The organism is Reyranella sp. (genome assembly GCF_965249915.1).
Taxonomy (GTDB): Bacteria; Pseudomonadota; Alphaproteobacteria; order Reyranellales; family Reyranellaceae; genus Reyranella.
In genome coordinates this window covers 1,587,200-1,601,805 of record NZ_OZ252257.1, presented here as the reverse complement: position 1 = coordinate 1,601,805, position 14,606 = coordinate 1,587,200, and the positions used below count along the sequence as shown (strand labels likewise).

General features: G+C 65.7%; 19 protein-coding genes. 7 read left to right on the top strand and 12 right to left on the bottom strand.

Annotated features, from left to right (window positions below):
* Positions 1–6 precede the first annotated feature (6 nt).
* Complete coding sequence (locus ACP15H_RS08030) at positions 7–843, bottom strand: TauD/TfdA dioxygenase family protein (RefSeq protein ID WP_425065682.1); 837 nt, start codon at positions 841–843, stop codon at positions 7–9.
* A gap of 2 nt (positions 844–845) precedes the next feature.
* Positions 846–1,646, bottom strand: coding sequence for an enoyl-CoA hydratase/isomerase family protein (locus ACP15H_RS08025; RefSeq protein ID WP_425065681.1), 801 nt, complete (start codon positions 1,644–1,646; stop codon positions 846–848).
* Here ACP15H_RS08025 and mepA point away from each other — a divergent pair.
* Complete coding sequence (mepA, locus tag ACP15H_RS08020) at positions 1,645–2,511, top strand: penicillin-insensitive murein endopeptidase (RefSeq protein WP_425065680.1); 867 nt, start codon at positions 1,645–1,647, stop codon at positions 2,509–2,511. The two genes, ACP15H_RS08025 and mepA, sit on opposite strands and share 2 nt — an antisense overlap.
* Positions 2,512–2,521: 10 nt before the next feature.
* On the opposite strand, the gene ACP15H_RS08015 is transcribed toward mepA, so the two are convergent.
* From ACP15H_RS08015 to ACP15H_RS08000, 4 genes are read right to left on the bottom strand one after another with little or no spacing between them, the layout of a single operon-like run.
* Positions 2,522–2,917 carry a hypothetical protein gene (locus ACP15H_RS08015; RefSeq protein ID WP_425065679.1) on the bottom strand — a complete coding sequence of 132 codons (396 nt, stop codon included), beginning with the start codon at positions 2,915–2,917 and terminating at the stop codon, positions 2,522–2,524.
* Positions 2,918–2,943: 26 nt separating this feature from the next.
* Positions 2,944–3,741: an ABC transporter permease gene (locus ACP15H_RS08010; protein WP_425065678.1), complete on the bottom strand. Its 798-nt coding sequence runs from the start codon at positions 3,739–3,741 to the stop codon at positions 2,944–2,946.
* Positions 3,738–4,541, bottom strand: a complete 804-nt coding sequence (locus ACP15H_RS08005; protein ID WP_425065677.1) for an ABC transporter ATP-binding protein — start codon at positions 4,539–4,541, stop codon at positions 3,738–3,740. The genes ACP15H_RS08010 and ACP15H_RS08005 overlap by 4 nt, the downstream gene beginning before the upstream one ends.
* A 7-nt stretch (positions 4,542–4,548) precedes the next feature.
* Positions 4,549–5,664 (bottom strand): pyridoxal phosphate-dependent aminotransferase, encoded by a 1,116-nt coding sequence (locus tag ACP15H_RS08000; RefSeq protein ID WP_425065676.1) that lies wholly within the window; start codon positions 5,662–5,664, stop codon positions 4,549–4,551.
* Positions 5,665–5,859: 195 nt separating this feature from the next.
* Here ACP15H_RS08000 and bamE point away from each other — a divergent pair, with 195 nt between their 5' ends.
* The 4 genes from bamE to ACP15H_RS07980 are packed head-to-tail and all read left to right on the top strand — an operon-like array spanning position 5,860 to position 8,237.
* Entirely contained in the window at positions 5,860–6,156 is a 297-nt protein-coding gene (gene bamE, locus ACP15H_RS07995; RefSeq protein ID WP_425065675.1) for an outer membrane protein assembly factor BamE domain-containing protein, read from the top strand.
* 31 nt (positions 6,157–6,187) lie between these two features.
* Positions 6,188–7,138 carry a hypothetical protein gene (locus tag ACP15H_RS07990; protein WP_425065674.1) on the top strand — a complete coding sequence of 317 codons (951 nt, stop codon included), beginning with the start codon at positions 6,188–6,190 and terminating at the stop codon, positions 7,136–7,138.
* Positions 7,135–7,707 carry a chromate transporter gene (locus tag ACP15H_RS07985; RefSeq protein ID WP_425065673.1) on the top strand — a complete coding sequence of 191 codons (573 nt, stop codon included), beginning with the start codon at positions 7,135–7,137 and terminating at the stop codon, positions 7,705–7,707. Before ACP15H_RS07990 ends, ACP15H_RS07985 begins: the two co-directional genes overlap by 4 nt.
* Entirely contained in the window at positions 7,704–8,237 is a 534-nt protein-coding gene (locus tag ACP15H_RS07980) for a chromate transporter (RefSeq protein WP_425065672.1), read from the top strand. The genes ACP15H_RS07985 and ACP15H_RS07980 overlap by 4 nt, the downstream gene beginning before the upstream one ends.
* Here the strand turns inward: ACP15H_RS07980 and ACP15H_RS07975 are convergent, their stop codons facing one another.
* The gene (locus tag ACP15H_RS07975) at positions 8,238–8,819 is read right to left on the bottom strand and encodes a hypothetical protein (RefSeq protein WP_425065671.1); all 582 of its coding nucleotides are present in this window, start codon (positions 8,817–8,819) and stop codon (positions 8,238–8,240) included.
* 105 nt (positions 8,820–8,924) lie between these two features.
* On the opposite strand from ACP15H_RS07975, the gene ACP15H_RS07970 reads away from it, so the two are divergent.
* Together ACP15H_RS07970 and ACP15H_RS07965 are read left to right on the top strand one after the other, a co-directional pair.
* Complete coding sequence (locus tag ACP15H_RS07970; RefSeq protein WP_425065670.1) at positions 8,925–9,221, top strand: PepSY domain-containing protein; 297 nt, start codon at positions 8,925–8,927, stop codon at positions 9,219–9,221.
* A 51-nt stretch (positions 9,222–9,272) separates the two neighbouring features.
* The gene (locus tag ACP15H_RS07965) at positions 9,273–9,842 is read left to right on the top strand and encodes an NnrU family protein (protein ID WP_425065669.1); all 570 of its coding nucleotides are present in this window, start codon (positions 9,273–9,275) and stop codon (positions 9,840–9,842) included.
* Here ACP15H_RS07965 and ACP15H_RS07960 read toward each other — a convergent pair.
* The 5 genes from ACP15H_RS07960 to ACP15H_RS07940 form a co-directional block, all read right to left on the bottom strand.
* Positions 9,839–11,377, bottom strand: a complete 1,539-nt coding sequence (locus tag ACP15H_RS07960; protein WP_425065668.1) for an amidohydrolase family protein — start codon at positions 11,375–11,377, stop codon at positions 9,839–9,841. The genes ACP15H_RS07965 and ACP15H_RS07960 overlap by 4 nt on opposite strands.
* A gap of 27 nt (positions 11,378–11,404) precedes the next feature.
* Positions 11,405–12,235, bottom strand: coding sequence for an ABC transporter permease (locus ACP15H_RS07955; RefSeq protein WP_425065667.1), 831 nt, complete (start codon positions 12,233–12,235; stop codon positions 11,405–11,407).
* Positions 12,207–12,989 carry an ABC transporter ATP-binding protein gene (locus tag ACP15H_RS07950; RefSeq protein ID WP_425065666.1) on the bottom strand — a complete coding sequence of 261 codons (783 nt, stop codon included), beginning with the start codon at positions 12,987–12,989 and terminating at the stop codon, positions 12,207–12,209. The genes ACP15H_RS07955 and ACP15H_RS07950 overlap by 29 nt, the downstream gene beginning before the upstream one ends.
* 10 nt (positions 12,990–12,999) lie before the next feature.
* Positions 13,000–13,998 (bottom strand): ABC transporter substrate-binding protein, encoded by a 999-nt coding sequence (locus ACP15H_RS07945; protein ID WP_425065665.1) that lies wholly within the window; start codon positions 13,996–13,998, stop codon positions 13,000–13,002.
* A 64-nt stretch (positions 13,999–14,062) separates the two neighbouring features.
* Entirely contained in the window at positions 14,063–14,512 is a 450-nt protein-coding gene (locus ACP15H_RS07940; RefSeq protein ID WP_425065664.1) for a YqaA family protein, read from the bottom strand.
* Positions 14,513–14,606 lie beyond the last annotated feature (94 nt).

Here is a 14,606-nt window from a genome sequence, read left to right as displayed (position 1 = left end):
CTCCCTCTATCGCGGCTTGTCGCCGGCGAGCGTGATCCGGTGCATGACGCGCCGGAAGCCGTGATAGTCGTTGATCGGATTATGCATGGCGCAGCGATTGTCCCAGAAGGCCAGCGAGCCGGGTTCCCAGCGGAAGCGGCAGGTGAACTCGGGCCGCGTCTGGTGCTCCCACAGGAAGCGCAGCAGCGGCAGGCTCTCCTTCTCCGTCCAGCCCTTGATGTGCGCCGTATGGGCGTCGGAGGTGTAGAGCGCCTTGCGGCCGGTCTCGGGATGGGTGCGCACGATCGGATGCTCGGCCGTCATCACCTTGAGCTCGGCGCCCGCGGCCTTCATGCGGTCCTCGCGGGTCTTGGTGACGTCCGCCTTGGCCGATGAACTGACTCCGATCAGCCCATCGAGTGTCGCCTTCAGCCCGTCCGACAGCGCTTCGTAGGCGAGATACTGGTTGGCGAACATGGTGTCGCCGCCGAAGGCCGGCACCTCGCGCGCCAGCAGCATGCTGCCCATCGGGGGCACCGGCAGGTAGGTCGTGTCGGAATGCCAGATCCCGCCGAAATTGTTGCGCTCGTGCTCGAGCTTCACCACCGGGGTGATCATCGGCGACTCGGGAAGTCCCTTGAGCTGCGGATACTCGACCGGCTCGCCGAACTTCCGGGCAAAGGCGAGCTGTTGCAGCGGCGTCACCGTCTGGTCGCGCAGGAAGATCACGAGATGATCGAGGAAGGCCTGACGCATCTCCGCCACGACCTCCGCATCGAGATCCTGCGCCATGTCGACGCCGTGGATCTCCGCGCCCAGCGCCCCCGCGATCGGCCTCACTTCGATGTGGCGATAGTTACGCATGTCTACCTCTTGGCCCAGGAGGGCGTCGTCTTCGCCATGAAATGCCGGATGCCCTCGGCCGCCTCCGGTTGCCGCAGCAGGCCGACCAGGTTTCCCGCCGCCTCGTCCAGCACGTCGAGATCATCCTTCGTCGCGCAGGACAGCACCAGCCGCTTGGCCACGGCCAGCGCCTTCGGCTCCATCTTCAGAATGTCATCGAGGAGACCCTGAAGCGTCGCTTCGACCTCGGCGCCCGTCGCGCAGAGATGGCCCCCGACTCCCAGCCGGTACGCCTCGGCGGCATCGATCACGCGGCCGGTCACGGCAAGGTCGCGCAGCGCGCCCTCGCCCATGCGCCGCACCAGGAACGGGATGATCTGCGAGGGAATGAACCCCACCCGCGGTTCTGGGATCCCGAACCGGGCGTCGCCGCGCAGGATCACGACATCAGAGCAACAGGCCATGCCGAAGCCCGCCCCGACCGCCGAGCCTTCGACCACGGCGACCGTGGCCTGCGGCAGCGTATCAAGCGCCAGCAGCGCGTTGCCGAACTGGCGATAGGTGGGCAGCAGCGGATCCGTCCCACCCGGCGGCACGGGCGGAAGGTCGGCCATCGTGTCGAGATCGCCGCCGGCGCAGAAGTGCCCGCCCGCCCCGCGCAGCACGAGCGCCCGGCAGGCGGCATCGTTGCCGACGCCGACGAAGGCGTCCTCCAGTTCCAGCATCATGCGGTGGGTCAGCGCATTGCGCCGCTGCGGCCGGTTCAATGTCAGGTAGGTGACAGCGCCCTGCCGGTCGATCTTGAGGAACTCGTAGTCGGCCATGGGCAAAGTCTTAGCGAGCGACTATCGTGCCAACAAGATGATGCGCCTCGCGGTTCCGCTGCTCGCGGCTCTCCTTTTCCTGACGAACGCGGCCCGCGCCGACGATTGGGCCACGGTCCAGACGCCCGCACCCGGTCCGACGCAATCGATCGGCTTCTACACTGCCGGATGTCTGCAGGGCGCCCAGGCACTGCCGCTGGAAGGCCCTGGCTACGAGGCCATCCGGGTCAGCCGCAACCGCTACTGGGGCCAGCCGGTCACCATCGAGTTCATCAAGACCCTGTCGGAGAAGATCCGGGCTGCCGGCCAGGCGCACCTCTATATCGGCGACATCGGCCAGCCGCGCGGCGGCCCCGCCCCGTCGGGCCATGCCAGCCACCAGATCGGGCTCGACGCCGACATCTGGTTCGAGCGCCAGCCCGGGGCTCGTCGCACGCCCGCGGATCGCGAGAATCCGCGCCTGCGCTCTCTGGTCCTTGCCGACGACAGCGGGATCGACGATTCGGTCTTCAACGAGCAGCATGTATTCCTGCTGAGGACGGCCGCGCAGATGCCGAACCTGGACCGCATGTTCGTCAACAAGTGGATCAAGCAGCGGCTCTGCCAGACGGTCGGCGGCGACCGCTCATGGCTGCGCAAGCTCGTCCCCTGGTACGGGCACGACTCGCATTTCCATGTCCGCCTCTACTGCCCGCCGGGCAATCCGCAATGCCAGCCGCAAGCCGACTATGCGCAGGATGACGGCTGCGGCGAGGCGCTGGAATCGTGGTTCCGCAAGGCGCCGGTCGTTCCGCCGACCACCCCGCCCAAGCCCTACCGACCGAAGCTGCCGGCCGCCTGCACCGCGGTGCTGAACGCCCGGTAGCGTAGCCGGATCAGCCGATCCCGCCGCAGCGGTTGGCGCGCTCGCGGGCCTGGACGTCGAGCCAGTCGAGACCGCCCACCGTGCCGATGCGGATCCAGTCGACCTGGATCGTGCCGTCGGGCACGCGCTTCACGACGTAGCGCGACTCTGCCTGCGGGGCGCTCTGCGGCACGTAGAGGACCGTCGTCGTGCCGGGCGCCGAGGACGGCTCGATGTTCACGACGAAGCCGCTGGCGGCCGGGGCTGCCAGGCAGGCCACCATCGCGTCATAGGGAACGGTGTAGACGCTCGACCAGGCCGGCACCGGCTTGGGCGGCGTAATCGGCTCGCTGCCCAGTTTGTCCACGGTCGAGCACGCTGCGGCGGCGAGCGAAAGAACAGCGGGAATCATCACATGCTTGAGCATCACTCACCTCCGGAAACGGCCCTATTCTACTCACCCTGACCGAGGAGTGAACCGGCCCGTCGCGACGAGCGGAAAAACCATTGAAACACCTGGAAGCCGATCACCAGGTAGACGGCCGACAGTCCGAAGGCGAGGGCCAGCATGTCCCAATGGACCGTCTTCTCCAGCATGATCGAGCGCATGCCTTCGAAGATGTAGGCCGGCGGCAATCCCCAGGCGATGACTTGCAGCCAGTGCGGCAGCACGGAAACCGGATAGTAAACCCCGCTCACCGGCATCAGCACGAACACCGCCGCCCAGGCGAAGCTCTCCGCACTCTGCCCCACCCGCATGACCAGGCCCGACATGGCGAGCCCGATCGACCAGGAGAACATCTGCAGGATCAGGAAGAAGGCGAGCAGCGGCAGGCCCAGCGTGTAGATCGAGTAGCCGAAGAACGCCCAGGCCATCAGCGACACCGGGATCATGCCCAGGAGCGTGCGCAACAGCGACGCGATGATGATGCCGGTGGCCAGCTCCCAGGAGCGGATGGGGCTGACGAAGAGATGGCCGAGATTGCGCGACCAGATCTCCTCCAGGAAGGCGATCGAGAGCGAGAGATTGCCGCGCACCACGACTTCCCAGAGCAGCAGCCCCGACAGGAGCACACCCGCCGCCTGCGCCACGAACGAGGCCTGCGGCAGCAGATACTGGGTCATGAAGCCCCACATCACCATCTGCACGGCCGGCCAGTAGATCGAATCGACCAGGCGCATCACCGAGCTGCGCCAGAGATAGATATGGCGCAGCACGAGGGCATAGATGCGGTTGGCGGAGCCGCTCATGGCTTCCGACCGTCTGGCTTCTGACCGTCGGGCCGCTGACTGTCGGGCTTCAGGGCGTCGAGCCCACGGGCACGACCGCGCGCCATGTCGAGGAACACCTCCTCCATGTCCTCGCGGCCGAACCGATCGAGCAGCTCGCGCGGACTGCCGCGCTCGAACACCTTGCCGGCCTGCAGCAGGATCACGTCGTCGCACAGCCGCTCGACCTCGGCCATGTTGTGCGACGCGAGCAGGATCGTGGCGTGGGTTTCGCGCTGGTAGGTTTCCAGGTAGCCGCGCACCCAGTCGGCCGTGTCCGGGTCGAGCGACGCCGTCGGCTCGTCGAGCAGCAGCACGTCGGGCCGGTTGATCAGCGCCTTGGCCAGCGCCACGCGCGTCTTCTGGCCGGCCGAGAGCTTGCCCGCCGGGCGGTCGAGAAAGGCCTGGACCTGCATGTGCTCGGCGATCTCTTCGATGCGGTGGCGCAGGTCCTTCACGCCATAGAGCCGGCCGTAGAACTGCAGATTCTGACGCACCGTCAGGCGATGCGGCAGGTCGACATAGGGCGAGGAGAAATTCATCCGCGGCAGCGCCGCGTAGCGTCGCCGCAGCATGTCGATGCCGAGGATCTCGATGCGACCGCCGGTCGGCTCCAGCAGCCCGAGCAGCATCGCAATGGTGGTCGTCTTGCCCGCGCCGTTGCCGCCGAGCAGCCCCAGCACGGCCCCGCGCGGGGCCCAGAAGCTCAGATCGTCGACCGCGACGATCTCGCCATACACCTTGCGCAGGTGATGGACCGCGATGGAGGGCGTTTCGGGCATGCCGGCATTACAACGCCTTGACCGCCGCTTCGATGCGATCGAGGCCCTTGCTGAGCCGCTCGGCGCTCGACGCGAAACACAGGCGCACATTGCCCTGCCCGCCCGGCCCGAAGGCCTCGCCCGGCGCCAGGCCGACCTTGTGCTGCTTGGCCATCGTCTTGCAGAAGGCAAGCGTGTCGCTGACGCCCTCCACGGAGAAGAAGGCATAGAAGGCCGCATCCGGCCGCGCGATCGTGACCTTCGGCAGAGCGGAAAGCCGCTGAAACACCAGCTCTCCACCGGCGCGGCAACGCTCGACCATCTCGTGGACGAACTGGTCGCCCTGCTCCAGCGCCGCCACCGCGCCCTTCTGCAGGAAGGCGGGAACGCCCGAGGTGTTGATCTGGACCAGCTTGGCGAACTGGTCGCCCAAGGCCGCCGGATGGGTGAGCCAGCCCAGGCGCCAGCCCGTCATCGCCCACGGCTTGGAGAAGCTGTTGAGCACGATGACCGGATCGTCCGGTCCGGCCAGTTCGAGGAAGGACGGCGCCACCTGCCGGCCGTCCGGCCGCTTGCTGTAGATCAGGCGAGCATAGACCTCGTCGGCCATGATCCAGACGCCGCGCTTCCTCGCAAAATCGAGCAGCGCTGCCTGCTCCTCGGTGGACATGGTCCATCCCGTGGGATTGCCCGGTGAGTTGACGAAGATCGCCCGCGTGCGGTCGTCGACCGCGTCGAAGATCTTCTGCAGGTCGAGCGTCCAGCCGCCGGTCGGCGTGCGGTCGAGCGCCACGTACTTCGGGACCCCGCCTACCAGCTTGGTGGCAGAAGTGATGTTCGGCCAGATCGGCGAGACGATGACGATATTGTCGCCGGGATCGAGCAGCAGCTGGCAGGTGAGCAGGATGGCCTGCATGCCGCCGGTCGTCACCGTGAGGCGCTCCACCGGGCAATTGATGCGATAGAGGCGCTCGGTGTAGGCCGACAGGGCGCTCCGCAGCTCAGGGATGCCGCGCTGCCAGGTGTAGAACGTCTCGCCCACCTGCAGGCCCTTGGCCGCGGCGTTGCGCACGAAATCCGGGGTCACGAGATCGCTTTCGCCGAACCACAGCGGCACGACGTCGGGGTCTCCGAACACGGTCATCGCCACTTCGGAAATGGGGGTTTCGGCCAGGCCGGCGGTGGCGCCGCTCAGCGAAGCCGGGAGACCCGGCGCGACAAATCTGGGGTGGTCCTGCATCCTTCGGACGTACCGCATCGTTCGGAATTGCGCCAGCCATCCGCCTGCACGACAATTGTTGGCGGCGAGGCCCAACCCTACTAATCACAGGAGAAAGCCATGAAGTATCCAGCCTGCCTGCTTGCGACCGCCTTCCTGCTGGGCGGTTGCGTGCACGGCGACAATGTCGAGCGCCTCCAGGCGGGAATGGACCGCGAGCAGGTCCGGGCCGTCATGGGACCGCCCGAAGGATCGACCTACACCCCCGGCAAGGATTGCGCCTACTACACCGTGCTCAGGGACTTCTGGAGCCGCACGCCCTGGTCGATGTCGGACCGCTATTACGTCTGCTTTACCGACGGGAAGGTCGAGACCTACGGCAAGGCGACCCAATCGGCCCAGATGACAGCGCCATAGGCTGGCGCTACGCTATCGCCAGGGAGAGACAATGCATTCACATCAGGATGACGGGCAGATCGCGCAGTGGCTCGGCGATCGCCAGGACAGCCTCTACGCCGACGGGCGCCGCTGCGATGAAATCCAGTACCTGCAATGCAAGCTGATCCTCAAGCCCGATCGCTTCACCTCGGCCCATGTGTTCAAGGAGTTCGCCGCCCTCGTTCAGCGCGCCGCGGCGACTACCGGTGTCGGCTACCAGCACACGCCTAAGTCCCAGCAACGGCCCGAGGTGCGCGAGGTCCTGTTCCTCGATACCGGCGGCTACCACCTCTACAACAACAACTTCATCGTGCGCCGCCGCATCGCCTATCAGGACGGCTTCGCGATCGGCGATCCCGAGATCGTCTTCAAGTATCGCAGCGACAACATGGCGAAGGCCCAGGCCCTCGACGTGCGGCCGCGTATCGACGGCAAGTACAAGATCAAGTTCAAGCTCGAGGTGATGCCGCTCAAGGAGAGGATCGGCGGCATCCGTCGCCTGCTCTCTCACAATGTCGAGTTCGGTCTCAGCCAGGCGCCCCAGGCCGCCCGGATCGTGATGTCGTCGCTCGGCAACATGTCCCTGCCGGAACTGACGCAGATTTTCCCGACCCTCAGCTCGGTCAATTGCGACGGTCCCAACGACGTCTCCCTGGTGAACCAGACCATCGTCGAGGAACTGCTGCAGGACATCTGCCTGCTCGACTTCGGCCACCACACCGCGGCGACGGCCAATCTCGGCCTGTGGCGGGCACGCGGCGACCATCACGCGTTTGTCGGCGAATTCGCCTTCCAGCTCCGGTTCGCGGGCCCCGACGATATCAAGCACAAGTCGCTGAACCACTGCGAGCGCTTCTTCCTGGAGCTCCAGCAGGTCGCGGCCGACTGGCTGACCCTGACCACGACCAAGACCGGTGCGGTGTACCGCCTGAAGGGCAACCCGCCGCAAGCGCACGAATGAGCGTCGTCGAAACCTCCCCGCCCCCGCCCTCGCTCGGAAAGCTTTTCTGGGTTTTCCTGGTGATGGGCGCGACCAGCCTGGGCGGCGGTGTCGTTGCCTACCTGCGTACCGGGCTCGTCGTGCGTCAGCGCTGGCTCGACGACCTCACCTTCGTCGAGTTGCTGTCGATCAGCCAGACCCTGCCGGGCCTCAACGCCACCAACATGTCGATCCTGGTGGGCGACCGCCTGCGCGGCGGGATGGGCGCCCTGGTCGCCACCTTGGGCATGTGCCTGCCCGGTGCCAGCCTCATGATCGCTGCCGGCTATCTTTATGGGGCCGGCGGAGACGGCCCATGGTCGAAGGCCTTCCTGCATGGCATTGCCGCCGGCGCGGTCGGCCTCATCCTCGTCGTCCTGGTCCAGCTGGGCGCCAAGACGCTGAAGACCTTTGCAGATTATGTGTTCGTCGTGGCCACCGCCGTGGCGGTCGCCTTCTTCAAGGTCCCGGTCCCCTACGCGCTGCTCGCGGCGGGATGCATCGCCATCTGGTGGCACCGGCCGCGCGACCGCGACAAGGGCAACCCATGAAGCAGCTCTGGGACCTCGCCGGCGTCTTCGCCTACCTGTCGCTCCTCACCGTCGGCGGCGGCATGGCCGCATTCCCGGAGATGAAGACGCTCACGGTCGACACCTATCACTGGGTGACGTTTCCGGAACTGCTGCATTTCTACAGTCTGGGGCAGCTCGCGCCGGGGCCGAACATGATGATGGTGGCGTCGATCGGCGTCACCGTCGCCCATCTCCCAGGCGCCCTCGTCGCGCTCGTCGCGTTCTTTCTGCCGACCGGCCTGCTGACCCTGTTCGTGGGCCGACTGTGGACGCACCTCGCCACCTGGCGCTGGCGCCCTTCCATCCAGACCGGCCTCGGCTCCGTCGCCGTCGGCCTCGTGCTGGCCGGCGCGATCATCATGGGACGCGGCGCCATCACCGAGTTCTTCTTCGGCCTCATCGCGCTGGCGGTGTTCCTGCTGCTCTGGCGGACCAAGATCAATCCCGCCTATCCGATCGTGGCCTCCGGCCTCATCGGCATGGCGCTGCACTACTTCAACATCGCGTAGCTAGCGAAGGCTGGCCGTTTCGGCCGAGACTTCCGGCTCCTGTTCGCAGCTGTCCCTCGACACGCCGATCGCCGCCACCTTGTCATCGACTCTCAAGCAGCCGTTGCGCCACTCACCGGAGAGAGTCGTCCCGGAAATCGTGACGGTGCCAAAGCCGTTTGGGAGATCGTTGGAGTAGCTACCCTCGAAGTGATCGGTCTCGTTCCACACGTAGCGTCCGGGCCCTTCCCGGCGACCGTGCCGATAGGTGCCCTCGAAGCGGTCGATCAGTTGCCGGTGCTCGGTCCATTGGACGACTCCGGTCCCTTCCTTCAGGGCTGCCCGGCATGAACCGCTCCAGGTCCCCCTGTCCTCCTTGTCGGGATGCCAGTCCGCCATCCGACACCCCACGCCCGGCTCGTAGATCCAGTTTCCGGTTTCACACGGCGTGTCCCAGCTGATCTGCACGGAATCGGGTTCTTCGCGACCGCAATCGCTCTTCCCGGGTGCCAGCGCGAGCTGCTGGGCGACGACGGGAAGGACCGTCAGCATCAAGGCCGAAGAAACAAGCACGGGCAGAATTCTCATGAGAACCTCGACCACTACGCAACCTTCCCAGAGAACGCCGCACGCCAGCGGCCGTTGCATGCAACGTTGTGGGCTAATCCGCATTAAGCATCGGACTTACATAACCGCAGGAGTGTCCCCATGAAGCTCGTCCTATCGCTCGCCGCGGGTCTTATCCTCACAGCCACGATGGCCGTTGCCCAGATGCCGCCGAGCACGGGCAACTCCACCACGCCGGCCGCTCCGCCGGCCGGCATGCCGGGCTCCGCCCAGACGGCGACGTCGGCCCGTACTCAGATCGAGGCCAGCGGGTATACCAACATCAAGGATCTCAAGCGCCGCGACGATGGATCCTGGCAGGCCACCGCCACGAAGAACGACACCGAGGTCGCGGTGTCCGTCGACACGAGCGGAAGCGTCACGCAGATTTCGCGGTAATTTCCAGATCCGACGAACTGCTGGGGAGGGACAGGCATGCTATCGTGAGGCATGTCCATTCTTCTCCTCGGCCTTGTGCTGTTCATCGGCATCCACATCTTCACCACGCTCCGCCAACCGCGTGCGGCAATCATCGGCCGGCTGGGCGAAGGTGGATACAAGGGCCTCTACTCCCTGATCGCGCTCGCGGGCCTCGTGCTGCTCGTCATTGGGTTCGGGCACTATCGCAGCGCGGGGTACATTCAGGTTTGGGACCCGCCCTTCCGCGCCTTTCATCCGATTGCGGCAGCGCTCCTATGGTTCGCCTTCGTTGCGCTGGTCGCGACATACGCGCCGCCGAGCCGCATCAAGTCCCTTCTCCGCCATCCCATGCTGGTTGCCGTGAAGGCTTGGGCGCTGGCGCATCTGCTCGTGAATGGCGATCTGGGATCCATGCTGATCTTCGGCAGCCTGCTCGCCTGGGCGGTCTACGACCGCATTGCCGTCAAGCGCCGGGGCGATATGGGCGCCCCGCGCGTCGGCTGGTCGAAGAACGACGTCCTCGTCGTGGTCATCGGCACAGCGGCCTATGCCGCCATGATCTGGCTTCACGACTCGCTGATCGGCGTCGCCGCCGCCTAGTGGTGATGGTGACCGTGGTAGGCGTGGTGGTGGCTGCCGCCGAAGCGGTCGATATGTAGCGGCTGCTTGGCGAGGCCCGGACAGAAGGTGTTCACGACCTTCTTGAGCTTGTCGTAGAGCGCCTTGGCTGGCTTGCGACCCCGCTCGAGCCGCTCGCGGGCCTTTTCGGCGAGACGCGCGAGCTGCGCCATGTCGACATTCAGCAGCTTGCGATCCTCGAGGATCATGCGACCGGCGACCATCACCGAATGCACGGCCGATCCGTCCTCGGTGTGGACGATCTGGTTGGTCGGATCGTTGAACGGGATCCAGTTGATGTGGCCCAGGTCCAGGAACACGATGTCGGCCTTGTAGCCGGCCTCCAGCTTGCCGATCTTGTCGCCCAGCCCCAGGGCGCGGGCGCTGCCGGCCGTCGCGGCGTGCAGCACCTCCTCGGTCGTGATCCAGTCGCGGTTATCGGGTCCCTGAACCTTCGAGACCATCGAGGCCAGCCGCATGTTCTCGTACATGTTCTGATTGTCCGAACAGCTCGCGCCGTCGGTGCCGATGCCGACATTGACCTTGGCATCCAGCATGCCGCGCATGTCGGCGATGCCGTTGCCCAGGACCATGTTCGAGCCCGGATTGTGCGAGACCGAGGCGCCCTTGTCGCCCAGCAGCTTCATGTCGTCGCCGTCGAGCCAGACACCATGCGCCACCGTGAACTTGGGCCCGACCAGCCCAAGTGAATCCATGTAGGCGGTGAGCGACGTGCCGTAGAGCCGGTAACCGGCGACGACCTGCACCTTCGATTCGGAAACGTGGGTGTGCAGGCCGGTATCGTAGTCCTTGGCGAGCTTCAGGCAGGCCAGCAGGAATTCCTTGCTGCAGTGATGCGGGATGGTCGGCGCGACCGCCAGATGCACGCCCTGCCGGTCGAGCTTCCAGCCATGCAGCGCTTTCTTCATCTGCTTCACGCTCGCCTTGTAGGGCGAGAATTGATAGGCCTCGACTTCCTTCTGCAGCGAAGGCGGCAGCTGGTCCATCAGCCCGGGAATGGCCTGGAAGAAGCTGGTGTCGGCCACCATCGGCGCCAGCATGGCGCGCATGCCCACGTCGGCGTAGGCCTGCCCGATCGCCGCGAGCCCTTCTGCCGTCGGCATGGGGAACTCCGCCGCGAGATCGTAGGCGGCGGTGCAGCCCTTCATCACCATCTCGCACGCGCCGATCAGGCTCGACAGGTACTTGTCCTCGAGGGTGCGGGCGCCGCTCATGTAGGGGCCGGCCGTCAGCAGCAGCTCCAGCGTCACCCGGTCGACCATGCCCTTGGCAAGATTGCCATGGCTGTGGGTGTGGCCGTTGATCAGGCCGGGATGGAGCAGCTTGCCCCGGGCGTCGATCACCGTGGCCGACTCGGGCGCCGAGACCTTCGACCCGATCTCCACGATGGTATCGCCGTTCACCAGGATATCGGCCTTGGGCGCGGCATGGCCCTTGATGTCGACCACGCGGCCACCGCGGATCACGGTCATCGACTGCTTCGGCGCTTTCGCCATGTCACACTCTCCCCTTGCGCGGCCCGGTCAGGCCCCCGGCGTCGTATTGCTGCTCGACCACGGGAAGAAGACCCGTTCGGCTGCGACCACGATCTGGAACAGCACCACACCCATCACCGACAGGATGATAAGCGCCCCGAACGCCACAGGCACCTTGAAGAACGCCGTCGACGTCTGGATGAGGAATCCCAATCCGGCGTCGGCGTTGACGAACTCCGCCACGACCGCGCCGACGACGGCGAGCGAGATCGCCACCTTGAGCCCAGCGAAGATGAAGGGAATGGCATAGGGCAACCTGATGCGCAGGAGCTCGCTGAGCTTCGAAGCGCGACAGGCCCGGCTGAGCTCGATCAGTTCCGGCGGCACGGACAGCAGCCCGGTCGCGACGGAGATGACGAGCGGAAAGAACGCCACCAGCACGGTGATCACGATGCGCGGCAGTTCGTTGGTCCCGAGGAGCACGACGAGGATCGGCGCCAGTGCAACTTTGGGAATCGACTGCGTCCAGACCAGGAAAGGATAGACCGCCGCCGCGATCGCCGGCGATGCGGTCAACACGACGGCCAGTGGCAGGCTGATCAGGATCGACACGAGGAAGCCCAGCATGACGGTCTTGAAGGTCGCCATCGTATGGCCGGCCACGGTGGGTCCGATGGCCATCGTGTCCTTCCAGATATCGCTCGGCGCCGGCAGCAGGTAGCCCGGGATGCCGAAAGCGCGACAGGCGCCTTCCCACAGCAGGAACAGGCCGGCCGTCGCGATCAGGGGCACCACCACTTCGTACAGGGCGGCGCTTTTCTTCCGTCGTCGGGGCGGCTTCTGCCGCTCCTCAAGCGGCGGCGCGGCCTGGACTGACATTGCGTGTTCCGAAGATGAGTTGGCGGATGCGATGGCTTGCTTCGTGGAATTCCGGCGCGGCTTCGGTCTCGAAGCTGCGCGGGCGCGGCAGGCCGATATCGATGATTTCGGCGATGCGGCCGGGACGCGGCGACATCACGACCACGCGGTCGGCCAGCACCACGGCTTCCGTGATCGAGTGCGTCACGAACAGGACGGTCTTGGGCCGCTCGCTCCAGATACGCAGCAGCTCCATGGTCATCTCTTCGCGGGTCAGCGCGTCGAGCGCCCCGAACGGCTCGTCCATCAGCAGGATGTCGGGATCATGGACCAGGGCGCGGCAGATCGCGACCCGCTGCTGCATGCCGCCCGACAGCTCGCGCGGCGACTTGCCCTCGAAGCCCGTGAGGCCGACCAGCTTGAGCAGCGCCATCGCCTTGTCGGTGCTGGTCGAATCGATGCGATGCATCATGCGCAACGGGAACAGCACGTTGTCCAGCACACTGGCCCAGGGGAGCAACGTCGGCGCCTGGAAGACGATGCCGGTTTCCGCCCGCGGCTCGGTGATCTGCTCCCCACCGATCGAGGCCCGGCCCGCCGTCGGCAGAATCAACCCCGCCACGATGCGCAGGAGAGTGGACTTGCCGCAGCCCGACGGCCCCACCAGTGTGATGAACTCGTTGCGGCCGATTTCCAGCGACACGTCCTGCAGCGCCGTGACCTGATCGCCATCACGGCTGTTGAAGATACGCGTGACCCGGTTGAGCGAGATCACTTCGAGCCCGTCACTTGGGAACTTTGCTGGTGTCGATCGCGGTCTTGTAGTCGAACTCCGGCTTCAGCTCGTTGGCCGTGGCGATGGTCTCCCACGAGAACTTGAGCCGGTCCGGGCTTTCCTTGCCCCAGCCGAACTCCTTGGTGTGGTCGTTGAAGACGAACTTCATCACCGCTTTCACGCTGCCCATGCAGTCGTCGAGCTCGACCTCGGGAAAGCGGGCAACGTGCAGCTTGCAGGCTTCTTCCGGATTGGCCGCGGCCCATTCGAAGGCCTCCTTGGTGGCGGCCAGGAAGCGCGCCACCAGGTCAGGCTTGTCCTGGATCATCTTGTCGGTGGTGATGAGGCTCGCCGCGTAGATCTTGAAGCCGACTTCCACGAACGGCAGGGGCAGGATCTCCTGCCCGGCCTTAACCGCCGCCTTGTTGATGTAGTAGTAATGGATCGAATAGAACGGCGCCGCGTCGATGTTCTTGGCGATGAGCTGCGCCGCCATCGCGGCCCCGTCCATGTTGGTCCAGATCAGCTTGTTGGGATCCGTTCCCGCCTTCTTGGCAACTTCGGGAAAATAGAAGCGATGGCTGTTGCCCGGCGTGATGCCGATCTTCTTGCCTTCCAGTCCCTTGAAATTGGTGATGCCCGAACTCTTCAGCACGAACAGCGAATGGGGAGACTCGTTGTAGAGCACGGCGATCGTCTTGACCGGCACGTTGGTGCGCGCTCGCGCCGTCATCACCGCGGCAATGTCGGCGACGCCGAAATCGGCCGCGCCCGAGGCGACCTTGGTGACGGTATCGCCCGAGCCGTAGCCGCGCGTGATGGTGATGTCGATGCCGTGCTTGGCGTAGATGCCCTTGCTCCAGGCCCCGTAGTACATCGCGTGCTCGCCTGACGGAATCCAGTCGGTCTGGAACCGAACCTTGTCCTGGGCGAGCGCGGGCCCTCCGAACAGGAACGTCAGGGCAAGGGCCGCCAATCCTGTGCGCCGGCGAATCGATGATGACTGCATGTGTGCCTCCCCCTGGCGTGTCGAGCACTGCAAGTGAAGCAATATCGGTGCCACGCCCTTATCGCTAAGCGAGCCAGCCCAGAGTCGCGGCGACCAGGACTGCGTATCGCGCGGTCTTGCCGATCGCGACCAGCAGGACAAACGGAGCCAAGGGCGTGCGAAGCGCGCCGGCCACCACGGTGAGGGCGTCGCCCCCGAACGGCAGCCAGGCGAACAGCAAGGACCATACGCCCCAGCGGGCGTACCAGCGCTCGACCCGTTCATAATCGCGCGGCTTGACTGGAAACCAGGACCGGTCGCGGAAGCGCACGATCAGGCGCCCCAGCACCCAGTTGACGACCGATCCCAGCGTGTTTCCCACGGAGGCCGCGAGCAGCAACGTGCCCCAGTGAGTGGGCTCGGCCACCACAAGGCCGACCAGCACCAGCTCTGACTGAAAGGGAAAGATCGTGGCTGCCAGAAATGCGGCGGCAAACAGTCCCGCGTGGCTGAGGATCAGGGAACCGAGGTCCATCGAGGCTCTATGTAGCCGATAATGGCGCAGCCATCGCGACGGTGGCGCGCAAACCTTTCCGCGTCCTGATGCAACACCTTCGGAGAGCAGGCGT

Coding starts and splice junctions, on each gene's coding strand:
- mepA (WP_425065680.1), top strand. CDS start 1,645: ATGGGCAAAGTCTTAGCGAGCGACTATCGTGCCAACAAGATGATGCGC.
- ACP15H_RS07955 (WP_425065667.1), bottom strand. CDS start 12,235: ATGTCAGTCCAGGCCGCGCCGCCGCTTGAGGAGCGGCAGAAGCCGCCC.
- ACP15H_RS07985 (WP_425065673.1), top strand. CDS start 7,135: ATGAGCGTCGTCGAAACCTCCCCGCCCCCGCCCTCGCTCGGAAAGCTT.
- ACP15H_RS07940 (WP_425065664.1), bottom strand. CDS start 14,512: ATGGACCTCGGTTCCCTGATCCTCAGCCACGCGGGACTGTTTGCCGCC.
- ACP15H_RS08015 (WP_425065679.1), bottom strand. CDS start 2,917: ATGCTCAAGCATGTGATGATTCCCGCTGTTCTTTCGCTCGCCGCCGCA.
- ACP15H_RS08030 (WP_425065682.1), bottom strand. CDS start 843: ATGCGTAACTATCGCCACATCGAAGTGAGGCCGATCGCGGGGGCGCTG.
- bamE (WP_425065675.1), top strand. CDS start 5,860: ATGAAGTATCCAGCCTGCCTGCTTGCGACCGCCTTCCTGCTGGGCGGT.
- ACP15H_RS08010 (WP_425065678.1), bottom strand. CDS start 3,741: ATGAGCGGCTCCGCCAACCGCATCTATGCCCTCGTGCTGCGCCATATC.
- ACP15H_RS07945 (WP_425065665.1), bottom strand. CDS start 13,998: ATGCAGTCATCATCGATTCGCCGGCGCACAGGATTGGCGGCCCTTGCC.
- ACP15H_RS07980 (WP_425065672.1), top strand. CDS start 7,704: ATGAAGCAGCTCTGGGACCTCGCCGGCGTCTTCGCCTACCTGTCGCTC.
- ACP15H_RS08025 (WP_425065681.1), bottom strand. CDS start 1,646: ATGGCCGACTACGAGTTCCTCAAGATCGACCGGCAGGGCGCTGTCACC.
- ACP15H_RS07965 (WP_425065669.1), top strand. CDS start 9,273: ATGTCCATTCTTCTCCTCGGCCTTGTGCTGTTCATCGGCATCCACATC.
- ACP15H_RS08000 (WP_425065676.1), bottom strand. CDS start 5,664: ATGACCGTGTTCGGAGACCCCGACGTCGTGCCGCTGTGGTTCGGCGAA.
- ACP15H_RS07990 (WP_425065674.1), top strand. CDS start 6,188: ATGCATTCACATCAGGATGACGGGCAGATCGCGCAGTGGCTCGGCGAT.
- ACP15H_RS07960 (WP_425065668.1), bottom strand. CDS start 11,377: ATGGCGAAAGCGCCGAAGCAGTCGATGACCGTGATCCGCGGTGGCCGC.
- ACP15H_RS08005 (WP_425065677.1), bottom strand. CDS start 4,541: ATGCCCGAAACGCCCTCCATCGCGGTCCATCACCTGCGCAAGGTGTAT.
- ACP15H_RS07970 (WP_425065670.1), top strand. CDS start 8,925: ATGAAGCTCGTCCTATCGCTCGCCGCGGGTCTTATCCTCACAGCCACG.